Raw genomic sequence first — 25,931 nt, forward strand, 5'->3', positions numbered from 1 at the left:
TATAAAGAATATACCTATCCATTTAACACCCTTGAAATTCTTTTGGTGTAATTTGAAATCTTTTTTATAAGAAATTACAATTATGACGGCAAAAACCACTGCAAAACCTATAGCAAAAATCATTTGTCCTGTGCTGAACATATTTCTTATTTTTACGCAAAGCTAACGGAAAACAGTATAATAAAGATGAAAAATAAAATCAAAGCGGTTAAAGAATTTCATAATTCTTTTGGTCTAGGTGTTTCAGAAGATATGATTGCAGATTTAGGGAAGGCAAAGAATAATCTGCGTTTTAACCTTATGGATGAAGAAAATAAAGAATATTTAGAAGCTGCACAGAATAATGATCTTATTGAAGTGGCTGATGCGCTTGGCGATATGTTATATATCTTATGCGGTACCATTTTAGAACATGGTATGCAATATAAAATAGAGGAAGTATTTAATGAGATACAACGAAGTAATATGAGCAAGTTGGGTGCTGATGGTAAACCTATTTATAGGGAAGACGGTAAAGTGCTAAAAGGGCCTAATTATTTTAAACCAAACATCGAAACAATTCTAGATAAATAAAAAAAGGGGCCATTAGCCCCTTTTTTTATGCTTCAACTTTAAATCGCCAGCCAAATTTGTCTTCCGATTTATTGTATTGAATATCTGTAATTATCTTTTTTAATCTTTGCCCAAAACTGTTTTCTAATTCTGGTAATTCATAATCGGTATCTCTAAATCCGAATCCAGAAATTGGTGAAATAACCGCAGCAGTTCCTGCTCCGAACATTTCTTTTAATGATCCATCTTTAGCAGCTTCAACTACTTCTTCAACTTTTATTTTTCGAACCTCTGTTTTTATACCTTGATCCTTTGCGATATCTAAAATACTTTTCCGTGTTATACCATCAAGTATACGGTCACTTGTTGGTCCAGTTAATAACGTGTCATTAATTCTAATGAAAATATTCATGGCACCTGCCTCTTCAATAAACTCATGGTTGGTGTCATCAGTCCATATAACTTGGTTGTATCCTTTTTTAACTGCCAATTGTGTTGGGTAAAATTGACCAGCATAATTACCACCGGTTTTAGCATAACCGACTCCACCATTTGCAGACCTAGAATATTTTTCTTCAATTAGAACTTTCACCTTTCCAGAGAAATAAGCTCCAGATGGCGCACAAGCAATAATGAATTTATACTCATTAGCTGGTGATGCATGAAAGCCGTTACCAGAAGCGAACATAAATGGTCTTATATATAATGAACTACCATCTTTAGTTGGTATAAAGTCTTTATCAAGATTAAGAAGTGTAGTAAGCCCGGTCATAAAATGTTCTTGCGGAAGCTGAGGTATACACATTCTTTCCGCAGAAATATTGAAACGTTTAAAGTTCTCTAGAGGTCTAAATAAATAGACGTCTTCTTTGTCATCTTTATAAGCCTTCATTCCTTCAAATATAGATTGCCCATAGTGGAAAATTTTTGAAGATGGGTCTAATGTAATTGGTTGATAAGGAACAATTTTTGGAGTCTCCCACGCACCATTTTTATATGTACAGACTAACATGTGGTCTGTGAATACTGAGCCAAAAGCTAGATTATCAAAATCTACTTGGTCAATTTTAGAAGTTTTTACCTTTTCTACAATGATATCTTTAGTCTCAATACTCATGAAATTAGTAACTTTAGTTGATTAAAATTAAACAAATATCGGTACTAGCACTTCTTTTTTAGATATAAATTGACCAGTTTTGTAGGTAATTCATCATTTTTAAGATTTATGAAAGGATTTAACATTTTACTTGTGTTTTTATTTGGATTATTTTCATGTCAAAGTCAACAAGAAACAAAGACATTGTCTTTGAAGGATACAAATTCAGGAGTTTATTATGGTGAAGCGTTTAACTTGGATACTGTTTTTAATGAAAAAATGGTTTGGCAGAAATATACCTCTATGGCCATTTCAGATTCTTTAAATGTGCAATTTGAAACAAAGGTCAAAGAAGTGTGTAAAGTAAAAGGGTGTTGGATGATTGTTGAATTACCTGAAGGTGAACAAGCAATGGTTCGTTTTAAAGACTACGGGTTTTTTATGCCTTCTGATATTTCTGAGAAACAAGTGGTGTTAAATGGATTTGCATTTGTAGAAGAGATGAGTGTTGAAGACCAAATACATTATGCAAAAGATGCAGGGAAGTCTGCTGATGAAATTTCGAAAATCATAGCTCCAAAAAGAACATTTAGTTTTGAAGCCTCAGGAGTGCTAGTTCCAAATTAATTTGAAAAGAGAAATAATTACTACAGGCGATGGTTCTAAGACCATTCAGATATTGGATTGGCAAGAGCAATACCACTCTAAACATGGTGCCATTCAAGAGGCATATCATGTATTTATCGATTCAGGATTAGATTTATTTAAGAATGCGGCTTTGCATATACTTGAAATTGGTTTCGGTACCGGTCTAAATGCTTTTATCACTTTGATGGAATCTGAAAAGCGTAATTTAAATATCACTTATACTGGTGTAGAGGCTTACCCTGTTTCTGTAGAAGAGCTAAGACAGCTTAATTATTTAGAGGAATTAGATGCTGTTTCGCGTAAAAATGAATTTGATTTAATGCATGAATCTCCATGGCAAGAAGATGTTGAAATCAGTTCTGAATTCATTCTGAGAAAAGAACAAAAAGATTTTAAGGATATAAAGATTATTGAAACCGTTGACCTTATTTATTTTGATGCATTCGGTGCACGAGTTCAACCAGAATTGTGGACAGTTGAGATTTTTGAAATTATGCATAAGGCAATGAAATCTGAGGCATATTTAGTAACATATGCAGCTAAAGGCAGTGTTAGGCGTGCAATGTTAGAAGTTGGTTTTCTTGTAGAACGATTACCAGGCCCACCAGGTAAACGAGAAATGTTGCGGGCTAGAAAAAAATAAAGATGTTATTTTACTTTACATATATATGGTGCTTTAAAGTTCTAAGGATCAATACATTTGATTACAATGTTAAATCGGAATTAAATAGTATATCAAGAATTACCAAAAGCAATACCTTTAAGCTATGAAAGTATTGATAACAGGTGCGACAGGTTTAGTAGGTAGCGAGTTGGTATCTCAATGCCATGAAAGAGGATATGCCGTTAACTACCTAACAACGAGTAAAAGCAAGATTGTTTCTGAGAATAATTATCAAGGTTATTTTTGGAATCCAACCACAGGAGAAATTGACCATAATTGTCTCAATGGTGTTTCTGTCATTATTAATTTGGCAGGTTCAAGTATATCTAAACGTTGGACAAAGGAGTATAGGAAAGAAATAGTAAGCAGTAGAGTTGATTCTTTAGAATTACTTAAATCTACGCTTCTTAAAAGCAAAAATCACTCGGTAAGTTCAATAGTTTCAGCCTCTGCAATTGGTATATATCCTGATTCTTTAAGTAATTACTATACAGAAGAGGAAGTTCAAGTCGATGATAGTTTTTTAGGTGAAGTAGTAACTGCCTGGGAGCAAAAGGTCGATGAATTTGAAAATTTGGATTTAAAAGTTGCAAAGGTGCGTATTGGTTTGGTTATGTCTAATGACGGTGGAGCATTACCCGAAATGGCAAAACCTGTCAATTATTATGTTGGTTCAGCTTTTGGTACTGGTGAACAATGGCAATCTTGGATTCATATTTCTGATTTGGCAGGTATATTTTTGCACATCGCTTCTTTTGAACTTGAAGGTATTTATAATGGTGTAGCTCCAAATCCTGTGACTAATACTAAATTGGTAAAGGAGATTGCTAAAGTTTTGAATAAGCCTTTGTTCTTACCTAACATCCCTAAATTTATTATGCACACTATTCTTGGTGATATGGCATATGTTTTATTTGCTAGTCAACGAGTCAGTAGTAAAAAGATAGAAGAAGAAGGTTTTATTTTTCAATATGCCAATATTTGCCAAGCACTTGGGGCTATTTATGATAGGGATAGCGAATGTGTAGATTCAAAAACAAAAATTTCAAAGGAATTCGTGTCTTAGACTAGATAATATTTTAAATGATTATTATAAATCCGCTATATGGCGGATTTTTTTTTAAACTTTTGTGACATTTTGACATTTTTGAAGAATTGGCAGTACTTTTGCCTGCTTTTAATCAGCGATTAAATTACAATAAGTTATGAGTGATAAAGAAAACACATTCGATGATGAATTCTTGGAAGATGAGCTTTTACAAGGCGAAACTCAAGAACAAAAGCTAGATAATGAAATTGAAGGTGAAGAGCTATCTGAAGAGGAAAAGCTAAGAGAAGAATTAGCAAAAGAAAAGGATAAATTTTTAAGGTTATTTGCAGAATTTGAAAATTATAAGAGACGTACTTCTAAAGAACGCATGGAGTTATTTAAAACTGCAGGTCAAGAGGTAATTGTTTCGTTATTGCCTGTTTTGGATGATTTTGACAGGGCTATTAAAGAATTGGCAAAGTCTGATGATAAAGAAGTTTTTAAGGGTATTGAATTGATTAATGTGAAGTTGAGAGAAACTTTGAAATCAAAAGGGTTAGAGGTTTTAGAGGTTAGGGCCGGTGATGTTTTCGATGCAGAAATTCACGAAGCAATTACACAAATACCTGCTCCAGATAAAAAGATGAAAGGTAAGATTATAGATGTCATCGAAAAGGGATTTAAGTTAGGTGATCGTATTATTAGACATCCGAAAGTTGTAGTAGGAAATTAAAAAGTTGGAATGAAGGAAGATTATTATGAGGTTTTAGGCATCAGTAAAAGTGCATCTGCTGCAGAGATAAAGAAAGCGTACCGAAAAAAGGCATTACAATACCATCCTGATAAAAATCCAGGGGATAGTTCTGCAGAGGAGTTATTCAAAAAATCTGCTGAGGCATATGAAGTATTGAGCGATGCTGACAAGAAAGCTCGTTACGATCAATTTGGGCATTCTGCTTTTGAAGGTGGCGGAGGCGGCTTTGGCGGAGGCGGTATGAATATGGATGATATCTTCAGCCAATTTGGTGACATTTTTGGTGGCGGAGGTTTCGGTGGCTTTAGTGGTTTTGGCGGCGGCGGTGGTCAAAGAAGAGTTAAAGGAAGTAATCTGCGTATTCGCGTTACATTGACTTTAGAGGAGATAGCTAACGGTGTAGAGAAAAAAGTCAAAGTAAGAAGAAAAGTTCAAGCCGAAGGAGTTACTTATAAAACTTGTAGCACTTGTGGTGGTAGAGGTCAGGTGACAAAAATTCAGAATACCATTTTAGGTAGAATGCAAACAGCCGCAGTTTGTAGTGCTTGTGGTGGTAGCGGACAGATTTTAGATGGCAAGCCAATTGATGCAGATGAGCAAGGACTTAAGGTTGTTGAAGAAACTGTATCGATAAATATACCTGCAGGTGTTGAAGAAGGTATGCAATTAAAAGTGCCAAATAAAGGTAACGATGCTCCTGGTAATGGAGTGCCGGGTGATTTATTGGTTGCAATTGAAACTCAAGAACACAGTACTCTAAAGAGAGAAGGCGATAATTTGCATTATGATCTTTACGTAAGTATATCAGAAGCGGTATTAGGTACATCTAAAGAAATTGATTCAGTTGGTGGTAAAGTGCGTATAAAGTTAGAGCCTGGTATTCAATCGGGTAAAATATTAAGATTACGTGGAAAAGGAATTACAAGTTTAAATGGTTATGGTGCTGGTGATATACTGGTACATGTTAATGTTTGGACACCAAAAGAGTTGAATAAAGAACAGCGAGAGTTTTTTGAAAGAATGCAGGGTAATGAAAATTTTGAACCTAAGCCTGAGAAATCAGATAAGTCATTTTTTGAAAAAGTTAAAGATATGTTCTCTTAAGTTCGAAATCTTTTGTTTTTAAATAAAAAACGTATATTTGAGATAATATTGGGTAACCAATATTAATTTTCTTTTTCATAGCAATTTTTTTCCCATCCTTGATTTATTAAGGGTGGGTTTTGCTTTTTATGACAATGCTGTACGTTATGTTTATTGATTATATTTAGTATTATATAAAGGAATCATAAAGAATGTAGCTAGTCAAAACAATTCAATATCTTTGAATAAATTGAGTACATGAATCATATTTTGGTAGCTAATGAGGTCACCAAACAATTTGGAAACCATACTGCTTTAAAGAACGTTTCCCTCGAAATTCCAAAAAACAGTATTTATGGTTTACTAGGTCCGAATGGGGCTGGTAAAACAACATTAATCCGTATTATAAATCAAATTACTTTTCCTGATAAAGGTTCCGTTTATTTTGACGGCGAACTTTTAAAGCCCGAGCATATTTCACAAATTGGTTATTTGCCTGAAGAACGTGGGTTGTATAAAAGTATGAAGGTCGGGGAGCAGGCACTGTATCTTGCACAGCTTAAAGGACTTTCAAAAGCTGAGGCTAAAATACGATTGAAATATTGGTTCGAAAAGTTAGAAATAGGAGATTGGTGGAACAAGAAAATTCAGGAACTTTCGAAAGGTATGGCACAAAAAATACAGTTTGTGGTTACCGTTCTGCATGAACCTAAACTTTTAATTTTCGATGAACCTTTTAGTGGTTTCGACCCTATAAATGCAAATCTTATAAAAGAACAGATATTGAGTTTAAAAGATAATGGTACTTCCATAATATTTTCTACTCACAGAATGGAATCAGTTGAAGAGCTTTGTGAGTATATCGCATTGATTCATAAATCTGAGAAAATATTGGATGGAAAATTATCCGATATAAAGAAAGCCTACAAGAATAACATTTTCAAAATAGGTTTAGAAACAGATAATCAAAATGTGTTGATTAATGAAATACAAGACAAATTTCAACTGATGTCTCATGATTATGATATCACTGAAAAGCAGTTGAATTTAACGGTACAACTTCCCTCAAACGAATCGAGAGAAGTTTTAAATTTTTTAAGTAGTAGAGCTAATGTAAATGGCTTTGTAGAAACGATACCCTCTGCAAATGATATTTTTATTAAGACCATTGAAGATAAGAATATAGCCAATGAATAAGTTACCGCTAATTATCAAAAGAGAGTACTTGGCAAAGGTGCGAAACAAGTCATTTGTTATTATGACTTTTTTGAGCCCAATTCTAATGGTAGGTATGATTTTATTAATAGCCTACTTGACACAGCTTAATGACAATGAAAAAAGAGTAATCGCAGTATTGAATGATAGTGGTTACTTTTCAAACGAGTTTGTGGCTTCAGAAGCAACATCATATGTCAATTTTAAAGATTTGACCTTGGCAGAGGCTAAAGATTCTACTGTAAATTTAGGGTATTATGGCCTTTTATATTTGCCGAGTGAACAAAACTTAGAGCAGGTAGCTCAACGGGCTTTTTTTTATAGTAAGGATGCTCCTAGTTCAATAATTTTAGATAAACTTGAAAATACTATTACTAGTAGATTACGGCAAGAACGATTGCGAGAACTAGGTTTGTCACCTAAGGAATATGCTGAAATGGATCGTAGTTATAATATGAATATCGAAACTTTTGATGGGCTTCAAAACATAAAAGGTATTAATGAGATAAAAGCTATAATTGGGGGAGCGTTTGGTTACCTCATTATGATGTTTATTATTATTTATGGCGGCTTCGTAATGCGGAGTGTTATAGAAGAAAAAACCAGTAGAATAATAGAAGTGATTATTTCATCTGTAAAACCTTTTCATTTAATGATGGGTAAGATTATTGGCACCTCGTTAGCAGGAATTACCCAATTCGGAATATGGATTATATCTGGAGCTATTCTACTATTTATTGGTTTGGCTATTTTTGATATTGACCCAGCAAGTTTGACAAAAGGAGGTATGGCACCAGGAATGGCTGGTAATGCAAATGTAGATGTAGATGCCGTTACACAGAACATACAATTATATGCTCAGGAAATTTTTGAAATACCCATTTTTGCGATGTTGATTTTCTTTATTATCTATTTTGTTTTAGGGTATTTGATTTATAGTTCCATTTATGCAGCAATCGGTGCTGCTGTTGATAATGAAACTGATACACAACAGTTTATTTTTCCGGTGATTTTACCATTAATGTTAGCCATTTATGTGGGCTTCTTTTCTGTATTTAGTAATCCAAATGGTCCTATTGCTGTGGCTTTTTCACTGTTTCCATTAACATCGCCCATTGTAATGTTAATGCGTTTACCTTGGGGTATAGGCGAAGGTGGTGTACCTGTTTGGCAATTGATTAGTTCTATTTTGATATTAATAGCTACTTTTATTGGTATAGTTTGGGTAGCGGCTAAAATTTATCGTGTCGGTATTCTTATGTACGGTAAAAAACCTAGCTATAAAGAATTGTACAAGTGGCTGAAATATTCATCATGATACAAGAGAATACTGAAACGATTAAGCACATAATTGAAGATGATGTCTGGGGAACTATCAAGAAATTTTTAGAGCTTGGTATTCATTTTGGTGACGGTAATAACAGAATTGAAATAACAATTGGTCTGTTACTGTTGATTACAGTAGCCTTTTTACTTACAAGTACTATTCTTCAAGGTATAAGAAGATTTTTTACCAGGAAAATGGAGACGGATGATAAACTGAAGTTTATCAGTATTTTCAAATTCATAAAATATTTAGTTTACGTGGTAGTAATTTTATTTACCATGAGTGCTGCTGGTATTAATATAACAATACTTATAACAGCTTCTGCTGCTTTATTTGTTGGACTTGGACTTGCATTACAAGAAATTTTTCAAGATATAATCGGCGGTATATTTATAATCGTAGATAAGTCTTTGCGTGTTGGTGATATCATTGAAATTGATAGTAGAGTAGGTAAGATTTTCGAAATTAAATTACGTACAACGAGAGCCATTACAAGAGATGATAAAGTTATTATAATTCCTAATCATAAGTTTATAAGTGATATTGTTTATAATTACACGCAAAATCATAAAACGACAAGAGAATCTATAAAAATAGGGGTGGCTTATGGTAGTGATATTCAATTGGTTACTAAGGTGTTGTTAGATATTATTAAGACCCATAAGAGTGTATTAAAAAGTCCAAAACCATTTGTCATTTTTGAAGATTTTGGAGATTCGGCTTTATTATTCTCTTTGAATTTTTATATTACTGATAGTTTTTCTGATCCGCGAATAAAAAGTGAATTAAGATACAAAATTGATGAAGAGTTTAGGAAAAATGAGGTCACAATACCTTTTCCCCAAAGAGACATACATTTATTTCAGCAAGGTCCTTTTCAACATAGCAATGTTTCAAATACAGGGAATAATGAAAAAGGTTAACGGAATATTTCTGTGGATTTTCTTGCTCATTGTAACTGTCAATCCAATTTTTGCTCAAACTCCAGATGTATTTCGAATAGAGTATATGCTGATGCCAGATAATAGTGGTGATGTTGAAACTTCTCGAATAAAACTGGTTTTAAATGTGCCAATAGCCATACGTGAAAAACAAGACTATATAATTCTTGGCGCAGAATATAACCGGTATAATTTTGAAGTGCCCGATGATCTATTTCTTGATTCGAATGATTTAAGTAAGTTTCATGTGGTAGATGTTAATATGGCTTACATGTATAAATTAAGTGAGAAATGGCGATTAATAGGGGTGGTTACACCACGTTGGTCTTCAAATTTTGTTGAAGAGTTGCAGCAAGATGATTTTAATATGAATTATACGGTAGGTGCCTATAAGAATATAAAAGATGTAGAAAAACCCTTTATATTAGTACTAGGAATTTCATATAACGGCACTTCACCGATAGATGTTCCCTTGCCTTTTTTATATTATGAAAAACGGTTTCATCCCAATTGGTCTTACGTTTTAGGGGCACCAAAATCTGGAATGAAATATTTCACGAAGAAGGGGCATTTCTTTCAAACAGAATTATTTTTAGATGGGTATTATGTAAATATTCAGAACAATATATTGCTCCCTGGTAATAATTTATCTACCGATGTTTCCTCTACGGCATTATTATTGACTTTAGGATATCAATATAAGATAACTAAAGATATGTCCGTTTACCTAATAGGTGGTCACTCCTTATTTCAGAATGGGGTATTAAGGGATGAAGAACGAAATGATATTTTCACCTTGAACGACGAAGCAGGCCTTTATTTTAGAACAGGAATTAGAATAGGAATTTAAAAAGTAATTATGTCAAAAATATTAGTAATAGAAGATGAAGCGGCCATTAGAAGAGTATTAGTCAAAATCTTATCTGAAGAGAATGACTCATATTCTGTTGAAGAAGCTGAAGATGGATTAAAGGGAATCGAAACAATTAAGAATAATGATTACGATTTGGTTCTTTGTGACATAAAAATGCCTAAAATGGATGGTGTAGAAGTATTGGAGGCTGCACGTAAAATAAAACCTGAAATACCTTTTATCATGATCTCTGGTCATGGAGATTTAGATACTGCCGTAAATACAATGCGCTTAGGTGCCTTCGATTATATATCAAAACCACCAGATTTGAACAGATTATTGACGACCGTAAGAAATGCTTTAGATAGAAAGGTATTGGTTGTTGAGAATAAAAATTTAAAAAAGAAAGTTAGCAAGAACTATGAGATGATTGGGGAAAGCAGCGAAATAGGTACTATCAAAGACATGATAGAAAAAGTTGCGCCAACCGATGCTCGTGTACTGATTACAGGGTCTAATGGTACTGGAAAAGAATTAGTTGCTCATTGGCTTCATGAAAAAAGTGCAAGAAGTGCAGAATCTTTTATTGAAGTTAACTGTGCTGCAATACCTTCTGAATTAATTGAGAGTGAATTGTTTGGCCATGTAAAAGGTGCTTTTACATCTGCGGTAAAAGATAGAGCTGGTAAATTTGAAGCTGCCAATAAGGGAACTATATTTTTAGATGAGATTGGCGATATGAGCCTTTCCGCGCAAGCCAAGGTTTTACGTGCACTACAGGAAAGTAAAATATCAAGAGTTGGTAGCGATAGGGACATTAAGGTAGATGTTCGTGTGATTGCTGCAACCAACAAAGATTTGAAAAAGGAAATTGAGGATGGAAATTTTAGAGAAGATTTATATCATCGACTAGCTGTAATTCTTATTCAAGTACCTAGTTTAAATGATAGAAGAAATGATATACCATTATTAATTGAACACTTTTCGAAGAAAATTACAGAAGAACAAGGTATGGCTGCTAAGACTTTTTCAGATACTGCAATTAAGCTTTTAAGGGCATATGATTGGACAGGGAATATTAGAGAACTTAGAAACGTAGTTGAGCGTCTTATAATTCTTGGTGGTCAAGATGTTTCAGAAGATGATGTGAAATTATTTGCTAGTAAATAATTAAAATAGATTGCATTAATTATTCGGTTGCACAGCTGCCTATTCTATTTAATGCTTTTTGGGTGATTTCCTTAGTACGTAAATTGTAATACTTACTACCCTCAGATAAATTCGGTTTTAGAAGTTGGTTTTCGCAATCATCAAATATACGTTGCGCAAAGGCTTTTGCTTCTTTACAATTAACAGTTTCAACTACCTTTTCTAGTGAAATTTTATATTGTGCTAACGAAAGGTCAATTGTTTCAGTTAAACTTAGAGATTTACTGACCTTAGTGCTGCTGACTGTTTTTGTTGTAGTATTTGAGTTCATCGATAACTCGTCATTAGAGTATACACTATTATGACTCTCATGAGAATCAAGTACGAAGATGGTATTATTAATTAGTTCTATAGATTTGTCTAAATAGGTCTTAGTGCCATGTAAAGTTGTAGATTTTGTTGCTAGAACTAGTGCATCTAAATTTTCATTCATACTTGCTTTTGCATAGGTACATCCACAAATTTCCAATTGACTTTTAGATTTTTCTAATGCATTTACAGCTTTGTATGCAAAGAATCTAGCTTGGTTAATATCATCCGTAAGAAGTGCAGCATTTATTTGAGACTTTGCAAATCCCATATTCGAGTTCGCATATTCACAATCTAAATTAGCCCGATAAGATGATAATAATAATATAGCAATAGCGCAGAAAATATAGGTCGTTTTCTTCATTTGTAGGTTATTTGAATTGTAAAATTTGGGATTCTACAATTATAAATTTAAGGGCTTTACTTAATGTAAAATATTATTTTCGTTACAATACGTATGAATTTCGATGAACGGAAATTTATAGGTTATGCAGTACCTTCTGTTAATTACAGAATTAAAATTTTATATTTCAACATGGATAAGATAGATATACAACAATACAGGGCTAATAAAGATTTTAAAATGGCCGAAACGAAAACATTTGAAGATTTCGGTAAATCAGATAAGATTCTGAAAAAAGGATTGTCGGTAATTAGAAGAGAACTTGGAGAGTTTCAAGATATCATATATGCACATGGTAAGTATAGTATCTTGGTTTGTTTACAGGGTATGGACACTGCCGGGAAGGATAGTTTAATTCGTGAGATATTTAAAGATTTTAATGTTAGTGGAGTGGAGGTGCATAGTTTTAAAGTGCCTACCGAATTAGAATTAAGTCATAATTATTTATGGCGTCATTATTTGGTGTTACCTGCAAAAGGTAAGTTCGGAGTTTTTAATAGAACCCATTATGAAAATGTGTTAGTTACCAGAGTGCATCCAGAATATATATTAAATGAACATATTCCTGGTATTCACGAGGTAGAAGATATAGACCAAAATTTTTGGGATAAAAGATTTGACCAAATCAATGATTTTGAACGCCATCTTGCAGAAAATGGAACCTTGATTTTTAAGTTTTTCTTAAACCTATCCAAAGAAGAACAACGTCAACGTCTTTTAAGACGATTAGATCTTAAAAAAAAACATTGGAAATTTTCTCCAGCAGATTTGAAAGAACGTAAATTATGGCAAACCTATGAGGATTGTTATGAAGAGGCAATTTCAAAAACGACAAATGATCACGCGCCTTGGTTCGTCGTACCTGCGGATAATAAAAAAGCAACACGAATAATAGTTGCTTCAATCTTACTTCAATCGTTAAAAAAATACAAAGATATTAAGGAGCCTATGTTAAGCGATGAAATATTAGCTAATTTAGGCAGCTATGAACAACAGTTACAAGGTGAAAAGTAAGCTTGCACTATTAGTCGTTATTTTCTTTACGTATTTAGGGTTCTCTCAGAACACCGATAAAGAGCAAATTAAAAACTTATATGATGCTGCATTAACCCAAGGTAAAGGGTATGATTGGTTAAATTACCTTTCAAATCAAATAGGTGGTCGGCTTTCGGGGTCTATACAAGCTCAGCAAGCTGTAAATTATACGAAATCTCAATTAGATTCTTTAGGTCTTGATAAAGTTTGGTTGCAGCCTGTAATGGTACCGAAATGGGTAAGGGGTACACCTGAATTCGCGTATTTTGAAACCAGCCCTGGTGTAACTACCAATGTGGCAATTTGTGCCTTAGGTGGCTCTGTAGCAACTCCTCCTAAAGGAATAAAGGCGAACATTATCGAGGTTAGTGGTATTGATGATTTAGCTGCTTTGGGAAAGAATAAGATTCAAGGTAAAATTGTTTTCTTCAACAGACCGATGGATCCTACTCAAATAAATACATTTAATGCATATTCAAATTGTGTTGATCAGCGTTATTCAGGTGCATTAGAGGCTTCGAAATATGGGGCTTTAGGTGTCATCGTAAGGTCTATGAATTTGCGATTAGACGATTTTCCACATACTGGTTCTATGGGGTATGGTGAACAAACGGTTAATGATAGAATACCTGCTGCGGCAATAAGTACGAACGCTGCAGATTTACTTAGTATATCTTTAAGGTTGAATCCAGAAATCAATTTTTATTTTAAGCAGAATTGTAAGCAATTTCAAGATGTTGAATCTTATAACGTTATAGGTGAGATTATAGGAAGCTCTAAGCCAGAAGAAATTATTGTGGTTGGTGGACATTTAGATTCTTGGGATTTAGGTGATGGTTCTCATGATGATGGTGCAGGTTGTGTACAAAGTATGGAAGTTCTTAATCTTTTTAAGAAAACTGGATATAAACCTAAGCGTACCATAAGAGTAGTCCTTTTTATGAATGAGGAAAACGGTTTAAGAGGTGGTACAAAATATGCAGAAATAGCCGATGCTAATAATGAGAAGCACATTTTTGCATTAGAGAGTGATTCAGGAGGCTTTACACCACGAGGTTTTACTTTCGACAGCTCTGATAAAGATTTTGAAAAAGTTAAAGGTTGGAAACCGTTATTTGAACCTTACCTAGTACATTATTTTGAAAAAGGTGAAGGTGGAGCTGATATTGGTCCGTTGAAAAAAGATGGTTTGGTTTTAGCAGGTTTACGACCAGATTCGCAACGGTACTTCGATTATCACCATGCTGAAAATGATACCTTCGAACATGTCAACAAACGTGAGCTCGAATTGGGGTCAGCTTCTATGGCAAGTTTAATTTATTTGGTAGATAAATATGGATTCTAGTAAATAGCTGGTGATATTATAATGAAACATATAAGTAGCTCTTACTATTTATTAGTCACGCTACTGCGAATATTTTCAATCTCTTTAGCCGTAATTGAGGCTGGCTTATATCTTAGATTCTTGAAATAATTTATAATTATACCAAGATATTTTTAAAAATACATCTTCTACTCCTTAAAAGTGCTAATAAAAAGATTCATCTGCTTTTAGCCTGTAACTTACGAGGTTATTGAAATAGCTAAAACAACCAAATCGTTAAAATTCTTTACCTTTGTCCTATATCTAAAAATAGTATAATGGAAGAAGGAATTTATGCCAAGTTCAATACAAACAAAGGTGAAATATTAGTGAAATTAACCCATGAGAAAACTCCTGGTACAGTAGGTAATTTTGTTGCTCTTGCAGAAGGAAATAAAGAGAATAGTGCAAAAAGTAAAGGAGAACCTTTTTATAATGGTTTGAAATTTCATAGAGTTATTCCAGATTTTATGATTCAAGGCGGTTGTCCACAAGGTAAAGGAACTGGCGACGCTGGTTACAAATTTGATGATGAATTTCATCCAGATTTGAAACACGATGCACCAGGTGTACTTTCAATGGCAAATTCTGGTCCCGGTACTAATGGGAGTCAGTTTTTTATAACACACGTGCCAACTCCTTGGTTAGATAATAAGCATACTGTTTTTGGTAAAGTAGAAGCTGGCCAAGATGTAATTGATGCAATAGAACAAGACGATAAAATTGAATCTTTAGAGATAGTTAGAGTAGGCGAGGAAGCTAAAAAATGGGATGCAGTAAAAGCATACGAGAATTTTAATTCTTCTGGTGAAGTACGTGTAGCTGCTGAAAAAGCAAAGCAAGATGCTGAATTAGATAAAGTTGCTGCTGGTTTTGAATCTACCGCATCTGGACTTCGTTATAAGATGATTCAAAAAGGTGATGGTGCAAAAGCTGAAAAAGGAAAACAAGTATCTGTTCATTATGAAGGTTCGCTTTTGTCTGGTGAAGTTTTTGACTCCTCTTATAAGCGCAATTCACCTATTGATTTTCAATTAGGTATTGGTCAGGTTATTCCAGGTTGGGATGAAGGAATTTTACTTTTACAAGTTGGTGATAAAGCCCGTTTTGTAATTCCATCAGATTTAGCATATGGTTCAGCAGGTGCTGGCGGAGTAATTCCCCCAAATGCAACATTAATTTTTGATGTGGAGTTAATGAAAGTAGGATAAATAATAATTTATCCTTAAAATATTATAACACCTTTATCGTAATGATAAGGGTGTTTTTTTTTAATGCGACTTAAGCTTTGTGTACTTTACTTTTTTCGGGCAGTAAAGCTACCTAACAATAAGGCGATATTAATAATCAGCAAAACTAGAAAAACGGTAAAAAATGTGGTCATAAATACATGAATAAGGTCGGGGAACTTTAATATGTTTAATCAATAGATAGACAATCACTTAAATGGTTGCGTAATGTTTATATAAATTTTGAAAATATTTTAAAAAGAAGCATAAAAAAACCCGAACCATTGGTTCGGGTTTAATACTATAAAAAAGTTAAATCGTTACCTAGTCAATTACCTTCACATTAACGGCGTTTAATCCTTTTTTACCTTGTTGTAGTTCAAATTCCACAACATCACCTTCTCGAACTTCATCGATTAAGCCAGAAATGTGTACAAAATGATCTTCGTTTGAACCATCTTCAGTGATAAAACCATAACCTTTGGAATCATTGAAGAATTTTACTGTCCCTTTACTCATAATAGAAAAATTAAATATTAATTAAAGCGCAAATATAACTTTTTTTTATTTAATAAATTAAATTTTTATACGTTATCTTAAGGTTAAGAATTGTTCTCTAATGTATTGAGAATGAACTCATTTTTGAACCTAGGCAGTAGGGTCTGGTGTCATTCTTAAGTACGGTTTTATCTCAGTAACTCCCTTAGTAAACATTTCTTTAGCATCAACAGTAGATATCGCTGGGCTAACCACTACATCTTTACCGTGTTCCCAGTTAGCTGGTGTTGCAACTTTATGGTTTGCAGTTAACTGCAAAGAATCAATAACTCTTAATAATTCATAAAAGTTTCTACCTGTTGACGCAGGGTATGTTAAGGTAAGTTTTACACTTTTATCAGGCGCAATTATAAAAACCGAACGTACGGTAAGGTTGTTATCGGCATTTGGATGTATCATATCATACAAATGAGAAACTTTTTTATCTTCATCGGCTATAATTGGAAAATTAACTGTGGTATTCTGCACTTCGTTTATATCCTTGATCCACTCGGCATGAGACGCTGCGCCATCTACACTAAGAGCAATCATTTTTACATTTCTTTTATCGAATTCATCTTTGAATTTAGCCGCTGTTCCTAACTCTGTTGTGCATACAGGTGTGAAATCAGCAGGATGTGAGAATAAAATTCCCCAACTATCTCCTAAATAATCATATAAGTTAATGGTGCCCATTGAACTATCTGCGGTAAAATCTGGAGCTTTATCTCCTAATCGTATTGTTGCCATCTGTATGGTTTTTTAGTTAAACTGTTATATCCTATAAAATTACTAGAATATTAAACTACGCCTAAAAGTTTTTGGTTAAAAGTCTATTAAAATTTCTACTTTTAAATCATGGAAGATTTAGAAAAGTTAAGATATCCAATTGGTCATTTCAATTGTCCGGCTGAGATTTCAGAAGATGATATAAATTTATGGATTAATGTACTTGATAAGCTTCCCGAAAAGTTAACAAATCTCGTTGGTGAGTTCTCTGAAGTTCAATTAGATACTCCTTACAGAGAAGGAGGTTGGACGGTAAGACAGGTAATTCACCATTTGGCTGATAGCCATCATCATAGCTATACTCGTTTTAAATGGGCGCTGACCGAAAACAGACCTTTAATTAAAGCGTATTTTGAAAAAGAATGGAGCGAACTGTTTGATGCTAAAACAGCTCCGATAGAATTATCATTAAATTACCTAACCGCATTACATGCAAAATTAGTTTATCTGGTAAAAGGTATTTCGTCAGAGGATTTTAAAAAATATTATATTCATCCCGTGGGAAATGTCAATGTATCAGTAGCCGAAAATTTAGGTAAATACGCATGGCATAGTAATCACCATTTTGCACATATAAAGAATTTGGCTGTAAGAAACAATTGGTAATATTTCTACTGATTAAATTTTCTTCAATAATACAAACATTGGTTTTTCTTCCTCAATGACATTTTCAAAAGGAACTTTGGTGGTGTTAATTATTGAAAAATTATTGGCTAAATAGAAAGGTAGGGCGGGTCCGTTTTGCATAGATTCTAAAAATATTGCCTTTTTCGAAAGTTCTTTCGCCTTGTTTTCAATAAATTTTAGTGTTTCTCTGCCAATTCCTAAGCCAGTAAATTCTTTTAGAATATAAATTTTGTCTAAATATAGTGCTTGAGATTTACTCAATTCGGCAACGGCCATGTCTAAATTTATTTTTAAAAGTCCAACATAAATACCATCCAATTTTAGTAAATAGAGTACAGTATTTTTATCTTGTTCTTCTTTTAAAAGCACCTCTTTCGTGAAACTATTTTGAATATAAGTCGATGTGTCGCCATTTGGCCAAAGATGCCTGTAATGTTGATTATATGCCTTAGTGCCAATGGTAATATAGTTGTTATAGAGAGATGGAATTAATTGCTCAAATTGAACGTTATTCTTCATTTTAAATGCTAAATATAATTTAATACAAAATGGATATAGGAATCTATAAAATCTAAACTTTTGGTTTCCATTTAATATTGCAACCGATACTGGGCTTTTGATTTGAATCGATTTTCTTTCCAGACAATAAATTATCTATAGCGTTTCTAAGGTCTTTTCCATTTAAAGGGAGTTTATTACCTGGTCTAGAATCGTCTAATTGCCCCCTGTATACAAGCTTTAATTTACCGTTAAAAAGATAGAAATCTGGCGTGCAAGCAGCATTATAATCTTTCGCAACTTCTTGATGTTCATCATACAAATATGGAAATGTATAATTTTCGGCTTTTGCCTTTAGTCTCATAAAATGTGGCGCATCTTCCGGATAATTTTCAACATCATTACTAGAAATGGCAATAAACCTTATTCCCATGTTTTCATAATCTTTGGCTAATCTTGTAATTTCAGGATTTACATGTATAACAAAAGGGCAATGATTACAGATGAACATAATCACAGTGCCTTTCGACCCATTTAGGGCATGAAGATTCATCGTTTTTTGACTAACTGTGTCTAATAAACTAAACTCTGGTGCTACCGTGCCCAAAGCCAACATATTGCTTTCGGTTCTTGCCATACAATTATAAATTTTATGTTACTAAGTTAAGGAATAAAAAATCTTGTAATTGGTCTATACAATTGCTAAATTCAATAGACATTTAAAATTAATATTATGAAGAATTCATATCCATCCCTTTCAGTTGCGATTCAAGATTTACAAAAGGAGGGATACACGGCAGATTTTAACCTATGCAATGCAGGTGATGAACATAAACATAAAAAAAGTATTCATAAGGCAACTGAATTAGATGTCATTAAGTTTTATCGATTTGAGGGTATGAGCGACCCAGGCGATAATACTATTTTGTATGTTATAGAAACTACGACTGGAGAAAAAGGTTTATTAGTTGACGCTTACGGCATGTATGCAGGGAATGTTCCGCAAGATTTAATTAAAAAACTTAAAATCATTCAATGAGCGATACTATTAATTGGAACGATTTCAGTAAAATTGATATGAGAGTAGGAACTGTAGTTGCTGTTTTTAATTTTCCAGAAGCGCGAAATCCTTCTTATAAACTACATGTTGATTTTGGAGAAGAAATAGGCTTAAAGAAAACTTCTGCTCAGATTACCGATAAATATAAAAAAGAGGAGTTGATAGGACAGCAGGTTATTGCTGTTATCAATTTTCCAAAGAAACAAATAGCTAATTTTATGAGTGAATGTCTTATATTGGGTGCTGTTGAAAGTAGTTCAGTGGTTTTAATTCAGCCACAAATGGAAGTGCCAAACGGATTAAAAATTTCTTAGTTTATTGACTGAAAACCTTTTAGATAACGTTCATATTAATTTTGATACAGGTTCCCTATGGGTTATGAATCTTGTATTGGGTTTGGTTATGTTCGGTGTCGCTTTAGAAATTTCAATTAATGATTTTAAGCCATTATGGGTAAAGCCAAAAGCACTAATACTTGGCCTATTTAGTCAATTTATTTTACTTCCGGCGGTAACTTATCTTTTGATCGTTTTTATAGAACCCTTACCAAGCATTGCCTTGGGTATGTTTATGGTAGCTGCCTGCCCAGGTGGTAATATTTCTAATTTCATCTCTTATCTTTCTAAAGCAAATACAGCCTTATCTGTTAGCCTAACCGCTATAGCAACACTTTTGGCGATAGTAATGACCCCATTAAATTTTCATTTCTGGTCAATGCTCTATGCGCCAAGCTCGAGTTTAATACAAGATATTTCAATTTCACCTTTCGAAATGATTAAACTCGTATCGCTACTTTTGGGTTTGCCTTTGGTTTTAGGTATGTACGTGAATTACTATAGACCAACTCTAGCTAAAAGACTGGCTAAGAATTTAAAAGTGGTTTCATTGCTCTTCTTTATATTTTTGGTATTTATTGCATTGTATAATAATCGTGTAATTTTTATGGATTATATTATTTATGTTTTTTGGATTGTTTTAATTCATAATCTTATTGCTTTTTCAACAGGATATAGTGTTGGTAAATTATTTCGATTACAGGAAGATAGTGTTAAGTCTATCACCATTGAAACGGGAATACAGAATTCTGGCTTAGGCTTATTATTGATTTTCACTTTTTTTGATGGATTAGGTGGTATGGCACTACTTGCTGCTTTCTGGGGAATATGGCATATAGTATCTGGACTCATTTTGGCAGCGTTTTGGACTGGTAAACTTAGCACTAAAGAAACAATAGCTTGAGCGGTTTTGTATATACCATAGTTAAACTTATTGTAAAGACGGGACTCTATACCTATCACAAAAAAATAGAAATTACAGGACTTGAGAATATTTCTGAGGATAAACCTGTTATTTTTCTCCCCAATCATCAAAGTGCATTGATTGATGTTTTATTAATTGCAACTGATTGTCGACGAAAACCATATTTTTTAACTCGTTCAGATGTATTTTCTAGCTCTTTGTTAAATCGTGTATTTTCCTATTTTAGAATGTTACCCATCTACAGAATGAGAGATGGTAGAGAAACGCTGGTTAATAATAATTTCATTTTTGATACCTGTTCTGAAATATTAAATAGGGGAGAGGCACTAGTTATTTTTCCAGAAGCGAATCATAATCTTCAACGTAGGGTTAGAACACTTAGTAAGGGGTTTACAAGAATAATTTTGAGAAGTTTTGAGCTTAATCCTAATTTGGATATTCAATTGATTCCTGTGGGGTTAAATTATAAGAATGCAGTTAATTTCCCCGATGAAGTCTCAGTCCATTTTGGAAAGCCTATATCCGCCAAAAGCTTATATGATGCGGAAGATGTCAATAAATCAAGCCGAACAATAAAAAACAAAGTTTCTTCAAGTTTAAAAAAGCTTACCACTCATATTCCAAAGAAAATAGATTATGATGCTACAATTAATAGGCTGGCGTATGAGAAAATTAGTTTTTTAAATCCTGAGTTAGTAAATGATAAGATTCAATCATACATCAACGAAAATGTTGTTGATACAGTTGAGTCATTGCCGAAAGTGGAAGCAAAGGAGTATAACTTTCTAAAAATAATCTTTGTCGGATTAAATTTTCCTATCGTTCTTCTATGGCGATTATGGTTGAAACCAAAAGTGCCTGAAGATGAATTTATGGGTACTTTTAGATTCGCATTTGGTTTAATCTTCTTTCCAGTTTACTTACTGCTTATTTTTATTACCATATCGTTATCTCTGAATATGGGAATAGCACTTTTTGCGGTATGTTTACTTTTGGTTCTAAATTTACTATTAGCTAAATTCGGTTTATGATAGAAAATCAATGGTAAAAGTATCTCCATTTTGTTTTACTTAAAATTATCACTTTTTTTAAATAAATAGTCTTCAGCGATAGTTTGCTGTTTGTATGTTGATTTGTCTTTAGAATTGTATTTAATATATGAAGGCTATGTTGGGAAATAAAAAACGATCCTTAATATTAAGGATCGTTTTTTATTTTAAAATATTCTTAGATTAGATGTCCTCAAAGCTTACATCTGTAAAACTTGAGGTTCCTGTAGAAGTTTTCTCAACTTCTGGTTCGATTTCTGTTTCTTCTTTTTTGAAATCTTTTTGATGTCTTTCAGATATTACTTCAGAACCTTTTTCATTAATGATGAAATCCATCATTTCTTCCACATTCTCCTTAAAGGCTTCAAAATCTTCTTTGTATAGATAAATTTTGTGTTTTTTATAATGGAAAGATCCATCATCGTGCGTGAATTTCTTGCTTTCAGTTATCGTTAGATAATAATCACCTGCTTTGGTACTTCTTACATCAAAAAAATAAGTCCTTCTGCCAGCGCGTAAAACTTTGGAGTGAATTTCTTCCTGATCTGATAAATCTCTTTCGCTCATTTCTTATGTTTAGTGTCGTTATACTATCAAAAATGGAAAAAAAAACGCTATCTGACAACAATTTTCTAATTTTCTTTCTCTGAAAGCTGTTTACGGTAAAGCTCTTTATAATAGCCATCCTTACTATTTAATTCCTCATGTGTTCCTTCTTGAATTAGTCTTCCATCTTGTAAAACAAGTATTTTGTCAGCATTTTTAGCAGATGAAACTCGGTGACTTACAATAAGCGTAGTTCTATTCTTAGAAGCTTTTTTAAGATTATTCAAGATTTCTTCTTCTGTTTCTGTATCAACAGCAGAAAGACAATCATCGAACAAATATATTTTAGGATTTTTAATTAGTGCACGAGCAATCGAGACTCGTTGTTTTTGTCCACCACTCAAAGTAATTCCCCTTTCTCCTAATACAGTGTCATATTTTTTAGAAAAGCCCATGATATTTTCATGAACTACGGCATCCTTAGCAATGTCAATTATCTCTTGATCAGTTGCATTTTCTTTGCCAAATTTTATATTGTTCTTAATACTATCGGAAAACAAAAAGGCATCTTGTGGTACTGCACCTATAGATTCCCTTAAATTAGTAAGGTCAAAATCTTTTATTGGTTCGTCATCAATCAATATTTCACCAGAGGTGGTGTCATATAATCGAGCAACTAAATCTAAAATAGTCGATTTGCCTGATCCAGTTTTACCCAGAATAGCTATTGTTTCACCCTCATTTATAGTAAAAGAAAGATTAGTCAGTGCCGTAATTTCTGTATCTTCATAAGTAAAGCCAACATTTTTGAACTCTATTTTGCCTTTAATCTTATGATCATGGGTCGGGGTATTTTTTAATTCAGGTGCAACGTTTAAAAATTCATTAATTCTTTCTTGGCTCGCGGCGGCCCGTTGAACAATAGATGTTAACCAACCTACAATAGCAACTGGCCAAGTAAGCATATTCACATATAGAATGAATTCTGCAATAAGGCCAACACTTATTTCACCCGCAAGATATTGTTTGCCGCCAATGTAAATGACCAGAATATTACTAATCCCAATCAACAAAATCATAAGAGGAAAGAACCAAGCATTTATTTTTGCGAGACTAACACTCTTTTCTTTTCCGTCAATGGCAAGAGTTCTTAATTCATCATTCGTCTGTGGTTCTAAAGCATACGCTTTAATAACGGTAACCCCTGAAAATACTTCTTGTGTAAAAGTTGATAAGGTGGATAAATATTGCTGAACGATTGTACTTCTTTTATGAATGACTTTACTGATTTGATAAATCAATACAGATAAAATAGGTAATGGTAATAAGGTATATGCAGCTAAAGTTGGAGCTTTAATAAACATTAAAGGAATTAAACATGCGAATAAAGTAAGTGTTTGTATGCCATACATTATTGCAGGGCCAGCATACATTCGAACCTCATTTACATCTTCACTTATTCTATTCATTAAATCGCCTGTTCTATTCTTTTTATAGAAGTTCAGACTTAATTTCTGATAGTGATCAAAAATTTCATTTTTAAGATCATATTCAATATATCTTGAAATATTGATAATAGTCTGCCGCATTAAAAAAGTGAAAAAGCCAGATAATAAAGCAGCACCCACTATAATTAAGATGTAGTTTAATAGTAGTTCTTGTGCTGTTGATTTTGCTATTTCAGCAGCAATAAACTTTTCAACAACAGAAATAGATTTATTGACATAAGAAGGCATTACCAATTGAAAAAGTCTGGCCACAATGGTAATAATGATTCCTAGAAAAAGTTTAAGCCGATATTTCTTGAAGTATTTATTTAGGTGCTTAAGTTCTTTCATAGGTTGTTCAAAAAAAAGAAGATTATATATATTCTTTGTTCAAAGATAGTTTTTTGCCCTAAAACCATATGTTATAAATAAGCTAAGATAAATACGATTGCTATTGTGACCCTTTAAATAGATACTTACCTTTGCGGCTTTAATTAATAATTTATTAAAAAAGTTCTTTAAAATGCTTACAAGAAGGCACATTAGGGTTAAAGTAATGCAAAGCATTTACGCACTAATTCAATCCAAGGATGATTCCTTGCAAAAACAAGAGAAGTTTTTAAAGGTAAGCATAGAGAATACCTATACGCTTTATTTGTTGTGGTTAAGTCTTTTTGTCGAAATTCAGAAAAAGGCTGCAGAACAAATTTCTCTTTCGGCTAATAAATATATTTCCGATAAAAAGCAAGAATTCCCAAATCCTAACAAATTTATTCAAAACAGATTATTGTTACAGATTGTAGACAATAAAATGTTAGCTGAAGAAATTACCCATAGAAAATTGGACAATTGGTATTTAAATGAGGAGTATGTGAAACTTATCTATAAAGAAATTATAGCTAGTGAAGTATATGAATCTTACATGTCTAAACCAGAAAGTGATTATGCTGCTGACAAAGAATTGGTGATGACACTGTTTAAGACAATTATTGCCCCCAATGAAAAAATTTACGACTATTTCGAAGACGATAAATTAACGTGGGTAGACGATTTTCCTATTGTAAATACCTTTGTGCTAAAGCATTTGAAAAAAGCTAAACAAGTACATCCAGAATCTTATTTTCTACCAAATTTATTGAAAGATGATGATGATATGCAATATGCATTGAAACTTCTTTCAAGAACTTTATTGAAAAATGAAGAATTAGAAAAAGAAATTGAGGGTAAAACACCAAATTGGGACAAAGACCGTATTGCAGAGATAGATAGTATTCTATTGAAAATGGCCATCTGCGAGTTGCTACACTTCCCTTCAATACCAGAAAGAGTAACTATCAATGAGTATTTAGAGATAGCTAAGGAGTATTCAACCCCAAAGAGTAGCATATTTATAAATGGTATTTTAGATAAACTTACCAAAGAATATAAAGCAGAAGGAAAGCTTAACAAAATGGGTAGGGGTCTATTATAAAAATATTTTATAATTTTACATTTAATTGATTAAATAATAATAGTATGAAAAAAATAGTTCTAATTGTTGGTTTAGTATCAATGGTAGCCTTTACTTCTTGCAAGGATAATGCATCAAGTAAAATTAAAACGGATAACGTAACTGAAGCTGCTGTAAGAGATGAAGCTGCAAAAGCAGTACCGGTAATGTCTTTTGAGAAGGCAGAACACGATTTTGGAACAATAGAGCAAGGAACGCCTCAGGAAACGGTTTTTCTGTTTACCAATACAGGTAACGCTCCACTTATTATTACAGATGCAAAAAGTAGTTGTGGTTGTACAGTACCTAATCCACCAAAAGACCCTATTGCTCCTGGTGAAACTGGTGAGTTGAAAGTGAATTTTAATGGTTCAGGTCAAAATCAAGTAACTAAAACAATTACAGTTACAGCGAATACTGAAAAAGGTTCAGAACTTTTGAGAATCAAAGCTTTTGTTAATCCAAAAGGCGCAGCTCCACTAGGACCTGTTAAATAATTATAAATTACAGATATACCAAAAATGGGTGATATAGGGCAGTTTCTTCCGATGATTTTGATTTTTGTGGTCGCATATTTTTTTATGATTCGACCTCAAATGAAAAGACAAAAGGATGAAAAGAAATTTTCAGCAGAATTAAAACGTGGTGATCGTGTTATTACTAAAAGTGGTCTGCACGGTAAGGTCGTAGATTTAAATGAGAAAGATTTTTCTTGTATATTGGAAACAATGGCAGGAAAATTAAAATTTGATAGATCTGCCATATCCATGGAAATGAGCACTAAGTTAAACGCTCCAGAAAAATAAATTTTTCAAATCTTATATAATAGAACACCGATGGAAACATCGGTGTTTTCTTTTGACTAAAATCGGTATATT

At 33.1% G+C, this 25,931-nt stretch carries 30 protein-coding genes; 22 read left to right on the forward strand and 8 right to left on the reverse strand.

What is annotated here, in order from left to right:
* Positions 1 to 186: 186 nt before the first annotated feature.
* Positions 187 to 573 (forward strand): nucleoside triphosphate pyrophosphohydrolase family protein, encoded by a 387-nt coding sequence (locus tag AAC084_RS05970; RefSeq protein ID WP_339838231.1) that lies wholly within the window; start codon positions 187 to 189, stop codon positions 571 to 573.
* A gap of 25 nt (positions 574 to 598) precedes the next feature.
* On the opposite strand, the gene AAC084_RS05975 is transcribed toward AAC084_RS05970, so the two are convergent.
* A complete protein-coding gene (locus tag AAC084_RS05975) occupies positions 599 to 1,669 on the reverse strand; it encodes a branched-chain amino acid aminotransferase (protein WP_339838233.1) in 1,071 nt (356 codons plus the stop codon).
* Positions 1,670 to 1,858: 189 nt separating this feature from the next.
* On the opposite strand from AAC084_RS05975, the gene AAC084_RS05980 reads away from it, so the two are divergent.
* The 10 genes from AAC084_RS05980 (at position 1,859) to AAC084_RS06025 (ending at position 11,333) form a co-directional block, all read left to right on the forward strand.
* Positions 1,859 to 2,275 (forward strand): DUF4920 domain-containing protein, encoded by a 417-nt coding sequence (locus AAC084_RS05980; protein ID WP_339838235.1) that lies wholly within the window; start codon positions 1,859 to 1,861, stop codon positions 2,273 to 2,275.
* A gap of 1 nt (position 2,276) precedes the next feature.
* The gene (gene mnmD / locus AAC084_RS05985) at positions 2,277 to 2,939 is read left to right on the forward strand and encodes a tRNA (5-methylaminomethyl-2-thiouridine)(34)-methyltransferase MnmD (RefSeq protein WP_339838238.1); all 663 of its coding nucleotides are present in this window, start codon (positions 2,277 to 2,279) and stop codon (positions 2,937 to 2,939) included.
* Between the two features lie 124 nt (positions 2,940 to 3,063).
* Positions 3,064 to 4,026, forward strand: a complete 963-nt coding sequence (locus tag AAC084_RS05990; RefSeq protein WP_339838241.1) for a TIGR01777 family oxidoreductase — start codon at positions 3,064 to 3,066, stop codon at positions 4,024 to 4,026.
* Positions 4,027 to 4,165: 139 nt separating this feature from the next.
* Complete coding sequence (locus tag AAC084_RS05995) at positions 4,166 to 4,723, forward strand: nucleotide exchange factor GrpE (RefSeq protein WP_339838243.1); 558 nt, start codon at positions 4,166 to 4,168, stop codon at positions 4,721 to 4,723.
* A 9-nt stretch (positions 4,724 to 4,732) separates the two neighbouring features.
* Complete coding sequence (gene dnaJ / locus AAC084_RS06000; protein WP_339838246.1) at positions 4,733 to 5,848, forward strand: molecular chaperone DnaJ; 1,116 nt, start codon at positions 4,733 to 4,735, stop codon at positions 5,846 to 5,848.
* A gap of 237 nt (positions 5,849 to 6,085) precedes the next feature.
* A complete protein-coding gene (locus AAC084_RS06005) occupies positions 6,086 to 7,024 on the forward strand; it encodes an ATP-binding cassette domain-containing protein (protein ID WP_339838249.1) in 939 nt (312 codons plus the stop codon).
* On the forward strand, positions 7,017 to 8,360 hold the full coding sequence (locus tag AAC084_RS06010; protein WP_339838252.1) for an ABC transporter permease: 1,344 nt from the start codon (positions 7,017 to 7,019) through the stop codon (positions 8,358 to 8,360). Before AAC084_RS06005 ends, AAC084_RS06010 begins: the two co-directional genes overlap by 8 nt.
* Complete coding sequence (locus AAC084_RS06015) at positions 8,357 to 9,292, forward strand: mechanosensitive ion channel domain-containing protein (RefSeq protein WP_339838255.1); 936 nt, start codon at positions 8,357 to 8,359, stop codon at positions 9,290 to 9,292. The genes AAC084_RS06010 and AAC084_RS06015 overlap by 4 nt, the downstream gene beginning before the upstream one ends.
* Positions 9,279 to 10,160, forward strand: coding sequence for a DUF6268 family outer membrane beta-barrel protein (locus tag AAC084_RS06020; RefSeq protein WP_339838258.1), 882 nt, complete (start codon positions 9,279 to 9,281; stop codon positions 10,158 to 10,160). The genes AAC084_RS06015 and AAC084_RS06020 overlap by 14 nt, the downstream gene beginning before the upstream one ends.
* Before the next feature lie 9 nt (positions 10,161 to 10,169).
* Positions 10,170 to 11,333 (forward strand): sigma-54 dependent transcriptional regulator, encoded by a 1,164-nt coding sequence (locus tag AAC084_RS06025; protein ID WP_339838261.1) that lies wholly within the window; start codon positions 10,170 to 10,172, stop codon positions 11,331 to 11,333.
* A 19-nt stretch (positions 11,334 to 11,352) separates the two neighbouring features.
* Here AAC084_RS06025 and AAC084_RS06030 read toward each other — a convergent pair whose 3' ends face one another.
* Positions 11,353 to 12,045, reverse strand: a complete 693-nt coding sequence (locus AAC084_RS06030) for a hypothetical protein (protein ID WP_339838264.1) — start codon at positions 12,043 to 12,045, stop codon at positions 11,353 to 11,355.
* A 171-nt stretch (positions 12,046 to 12,216) separates the two neighbouring features.
* Here AAC084_RS06030 and AAC084_RS06035 point away from each other — a divergent pair, with 171 nt between their 5' ends.
* The 3 genes from AAC084_RS06035 to AAC084_RS06045 all read left to right on the forward strand — a co-directional run bounded on the left by AAC084_RS06035 (position 12,217) and on the right by AAC084_RS06045 (position 15,693).
* Positions 12,217 to 13,098, forward strand: a complete 882-nt coding sequence (locus tag AAC084_RS06035) for a PPK2 family polyphosphate kinase (protein WP_339838266.1) — start codon at positions 12,217 to 12,219, stop codon at positions 13,096 to 13,098.
* Positions 13,070 to 14,464 (forward strand): M20/M25/M40 family metallo-hydrolase, encoded by a 1,395-nt coding sequence (locus AAC084_RS06040; RefSeq protein WP_339838269.1) that lies wholly within the window; start codon positions 13,070 to 13,072, stop codon positions 14,462 to 14,464. The genes AAC084_RS06035 and AAC084_RS06040 overlap by 29 nt, the downstream gene beginning before the upstream one ends.
* A gap of 296 nt (positions 14,465 to 14,760) precedes the next feature.
* Entirely contained in the window at positions 14,761 to 15,693 is a 933-nt protein-coding gene (locus AAC084_RS06045; RefSeq protein ID WP_339838272.1) for a peptidylprolyl isomerase, read from the forward strand.
* Between the two features lie 342 nt (positions 15,694 to 16,035).
* Here AAC084_RS06045 and AAC084_RS06050 read toward each other — a convergent pair whose 3' ends face one another.
* Complete coding sequence (locus AAC084_RS06050; RefSeq protein WP_027064347.1) at positions 16,036 to 16,230, reverse strand: cold-shock protein; 195 nt, start codon at positions 16,228 to 16,230, stop codon at positions 16,036 to 16,038.
* 129 nt (positions 16,231 to 16,359) lie between these two features.
* Positions 16,360 to 16,998 carry a peroxiredoxin gene (locus AAC084_RS06055; RefSeq protein ID WP_339838274.1) on the reverse strand — a complete coding sequence of 213 codons (639 nt, stop codon included), beginning with the start codon at positions 16,996 to 16,998 and terminating at the stop codon, positions 16,360 to 16,362.
* A 108-nt stretch (positions 16,999 to 17,106) separates the two neighbouring features.
* Here AAC084_RS06055 and AAC084_RS06060 point away from each other — a divergent pair, with 108 nt between their 5' ends.
* Complete coding sequence (locus AAC084_RS06060; RefSeq protein WP_339838276.1) at positions 17,107 to 17,643, forward strand: YfiT family bacillithiol transferase; 537 nt, start codon at positions 17,107 to 17,109, stop codon at positions 17,641 to 17,643.
* Positions 17,644 to 17,655: 12 nt separating this feature from the next.
* On the opposite strand, the gene AAC084_RS06065 is transcribed toward AAC084_RS06060, so the two are convergent.
* Positions 17,656 to 18,183, reverse strand: coding sequence for a GNAT family N-acetyltransferase (locus AAC084_RS06065; protein WP_339838279.1), 528 nt, complete (start codon positions 18,181 to 18,183; stop codon positions 17,656 to 17,658).
* A 52-nt stretch (positions 18,184 to 18,235) separates the two neighbouring features.
* Positions 18,236 to 18,799 carry a thioredoxin family protein gene (locus tag AAC084_RS06070; RefSeq protein WP_339838281.1) on the reverse strand — a complete coding sequence of 188 codons (564 nt, stop codon included), beginning with the start codon at positions 18,797 to 18,799 and terminating at the stop codon, positions 18,236 to 18,238.
* Positions 18,800 to 18,895: 96 nt separating this feature from the next.
* Between AAC084_RS06070 and AAC084_RS06075 the strand changes: the two genes are divergently transcribed.
* The 4 genes from AAC084_RS06075 to AAC084_RS06090 are packed head-to-tail and all read left to right on the forward strand — an operon-like array spanning position 18,896 to position 21,513.
* Positions 18,896 to 19,201 carry a phosphoribosylpyrophosphate synthetase gene (locus AAC084_RS06075; protein ID WP_339838283.1) on the forward strand — a complete coding sequence of 102 codons (306 nt, stop codon included), beginning with the start codon at positions 18,896 to 18,898 and terminating at the stop codon, positions 19,199 to 19,201.
* Complete coding sequence (locus AAC084_RS06080) at positions 19,198 to 19,536, forward strand: tRNA-binding protein (RefSeq protein WP_339838286.1); 339 nt, start codon at positions 19,198 to 19,200, stop codon at positions 19,534 to 19,536. The genes AAC084_RS06075 and AAC084_RS06080 overlap by 4 nt, the downstream gene beginning before the upstream one ends.
* A 4-nt stretch (positions 19,537 to 19,540) precedes the next feature.
* On the forward strand, positions 19,541 to 20,461 hold the full coding sequence (locus AAC084_RS06085) for a bile acid:sodium symporter family protein (RefSeq protein ID WP_339838289.1): 921 nt from the start codon (positions 19,541 to 19,543) through the stop codon (positions 20,459 to 20,461).
* Positions 20,458 to 21,513, forward strand: coding sequence for a lysophospholipid acyltransferase family protein (locus tag AAC084_RS06090; RefSeq protein ID WP_339838292.1), 1,056 nt, complete (start codon positions 20,458 to 20,460; stop codon positions 21,511 to 21,513). The genes AAC084_RS06085 and AAC084_RS06090 overlap by 4 nt, the downstream gene beginning before the upstream one ends.
* A 201-nt stretch (positions 21,514 to 21,714) precedes the next feature.
* Here AAC084_RS06090 and AAC084_RS06095 read toward each other — a convergent pair whose 3' ends face one another.
* Positions 21,715 to 22,098: a PUR family DNA/RNA-binding protein gene (locus tag AAC084_RS06095; protein ID WP_339838294.1), complete on the reverse strand. Its 384-nt coding sequence runs from the start codon at positions 22,096 to 22,098 to the stop codon at positions 21,715 to 21,717.
* A gap of 65 nt (positions 22,099 to 22,163) precedes the next feature.
* Positions 22,164 to 23,915: an ABC transporter ATP-binding protein gene (locus tag AAC084_RS06100; RefSeq protein ID WP_339838297.1), complete on the reverse strand. Its 1,752-nt coding sequence runs from the start codon at positions 23,913 to 23,915 to the stop codon at positions 22,164 to 22,166.
* Positions 23,916 to 24,120: 205 nt separating this feature from the next.
* Between AAC084_RS06100 and nusB the strand changes: the two genes are divergently transcribed.
* Genes nusB through yajC form a run of 3 tightly spaced genes read left to right on the forward strand, consistent with a single transcriptional unit; the run spans position 24,121 to position 25,859 of the window.
* Complete coding sequence (gene nusB, locus AAC084_RS06105) at positions 24,121 to 25,035, forward strand: transcription antitermination factor NusB (protein ID WP_339838299.1); 915 nt, start codon at positions 24,121 to 24,123, stop codon at positions 25,033 to 25,035.
* Between the two features lie 44 nt (positions 25,036 to 25,079).
* On the forward strand, positions 25,080 to 25,550 hold the full coding sequence (locus AAC084_RS06110) for a DUF1573 domain-containing protein (RefSeq protein WP_339838302.1): 471 nt from the start codon (positions 25,080 to 25,082) through the stop codon (positions 25,548 to 25,550).
* 24 nt (positions 25,551 to 25,574) lie between these two features.
* Positions 25,575 to 25,859, forward strand: a complete 285-nt coding sequence (gene yajC / locus AAC084_RS06115) for a preprotein translocase subunit YajC (protein ID WP_339838305.1) — start codon at positions 25,575 to 25,577, stop codon at positions 25,857 to 25,859.
* The last annotated feature ends 72 nt before the right edge of the window (positions 25,860 to 25,931 follow it).

The organism is uncultured Maribacter sp. (assembly GCF_963977385.1).
In the GTDB taxonomy this organism is placed as follows: domain Bacteria; phylum Bacteroidota; class Bacteroidia; order Flavobacteriales; family Flavobacteriaceae; genus Maribacter.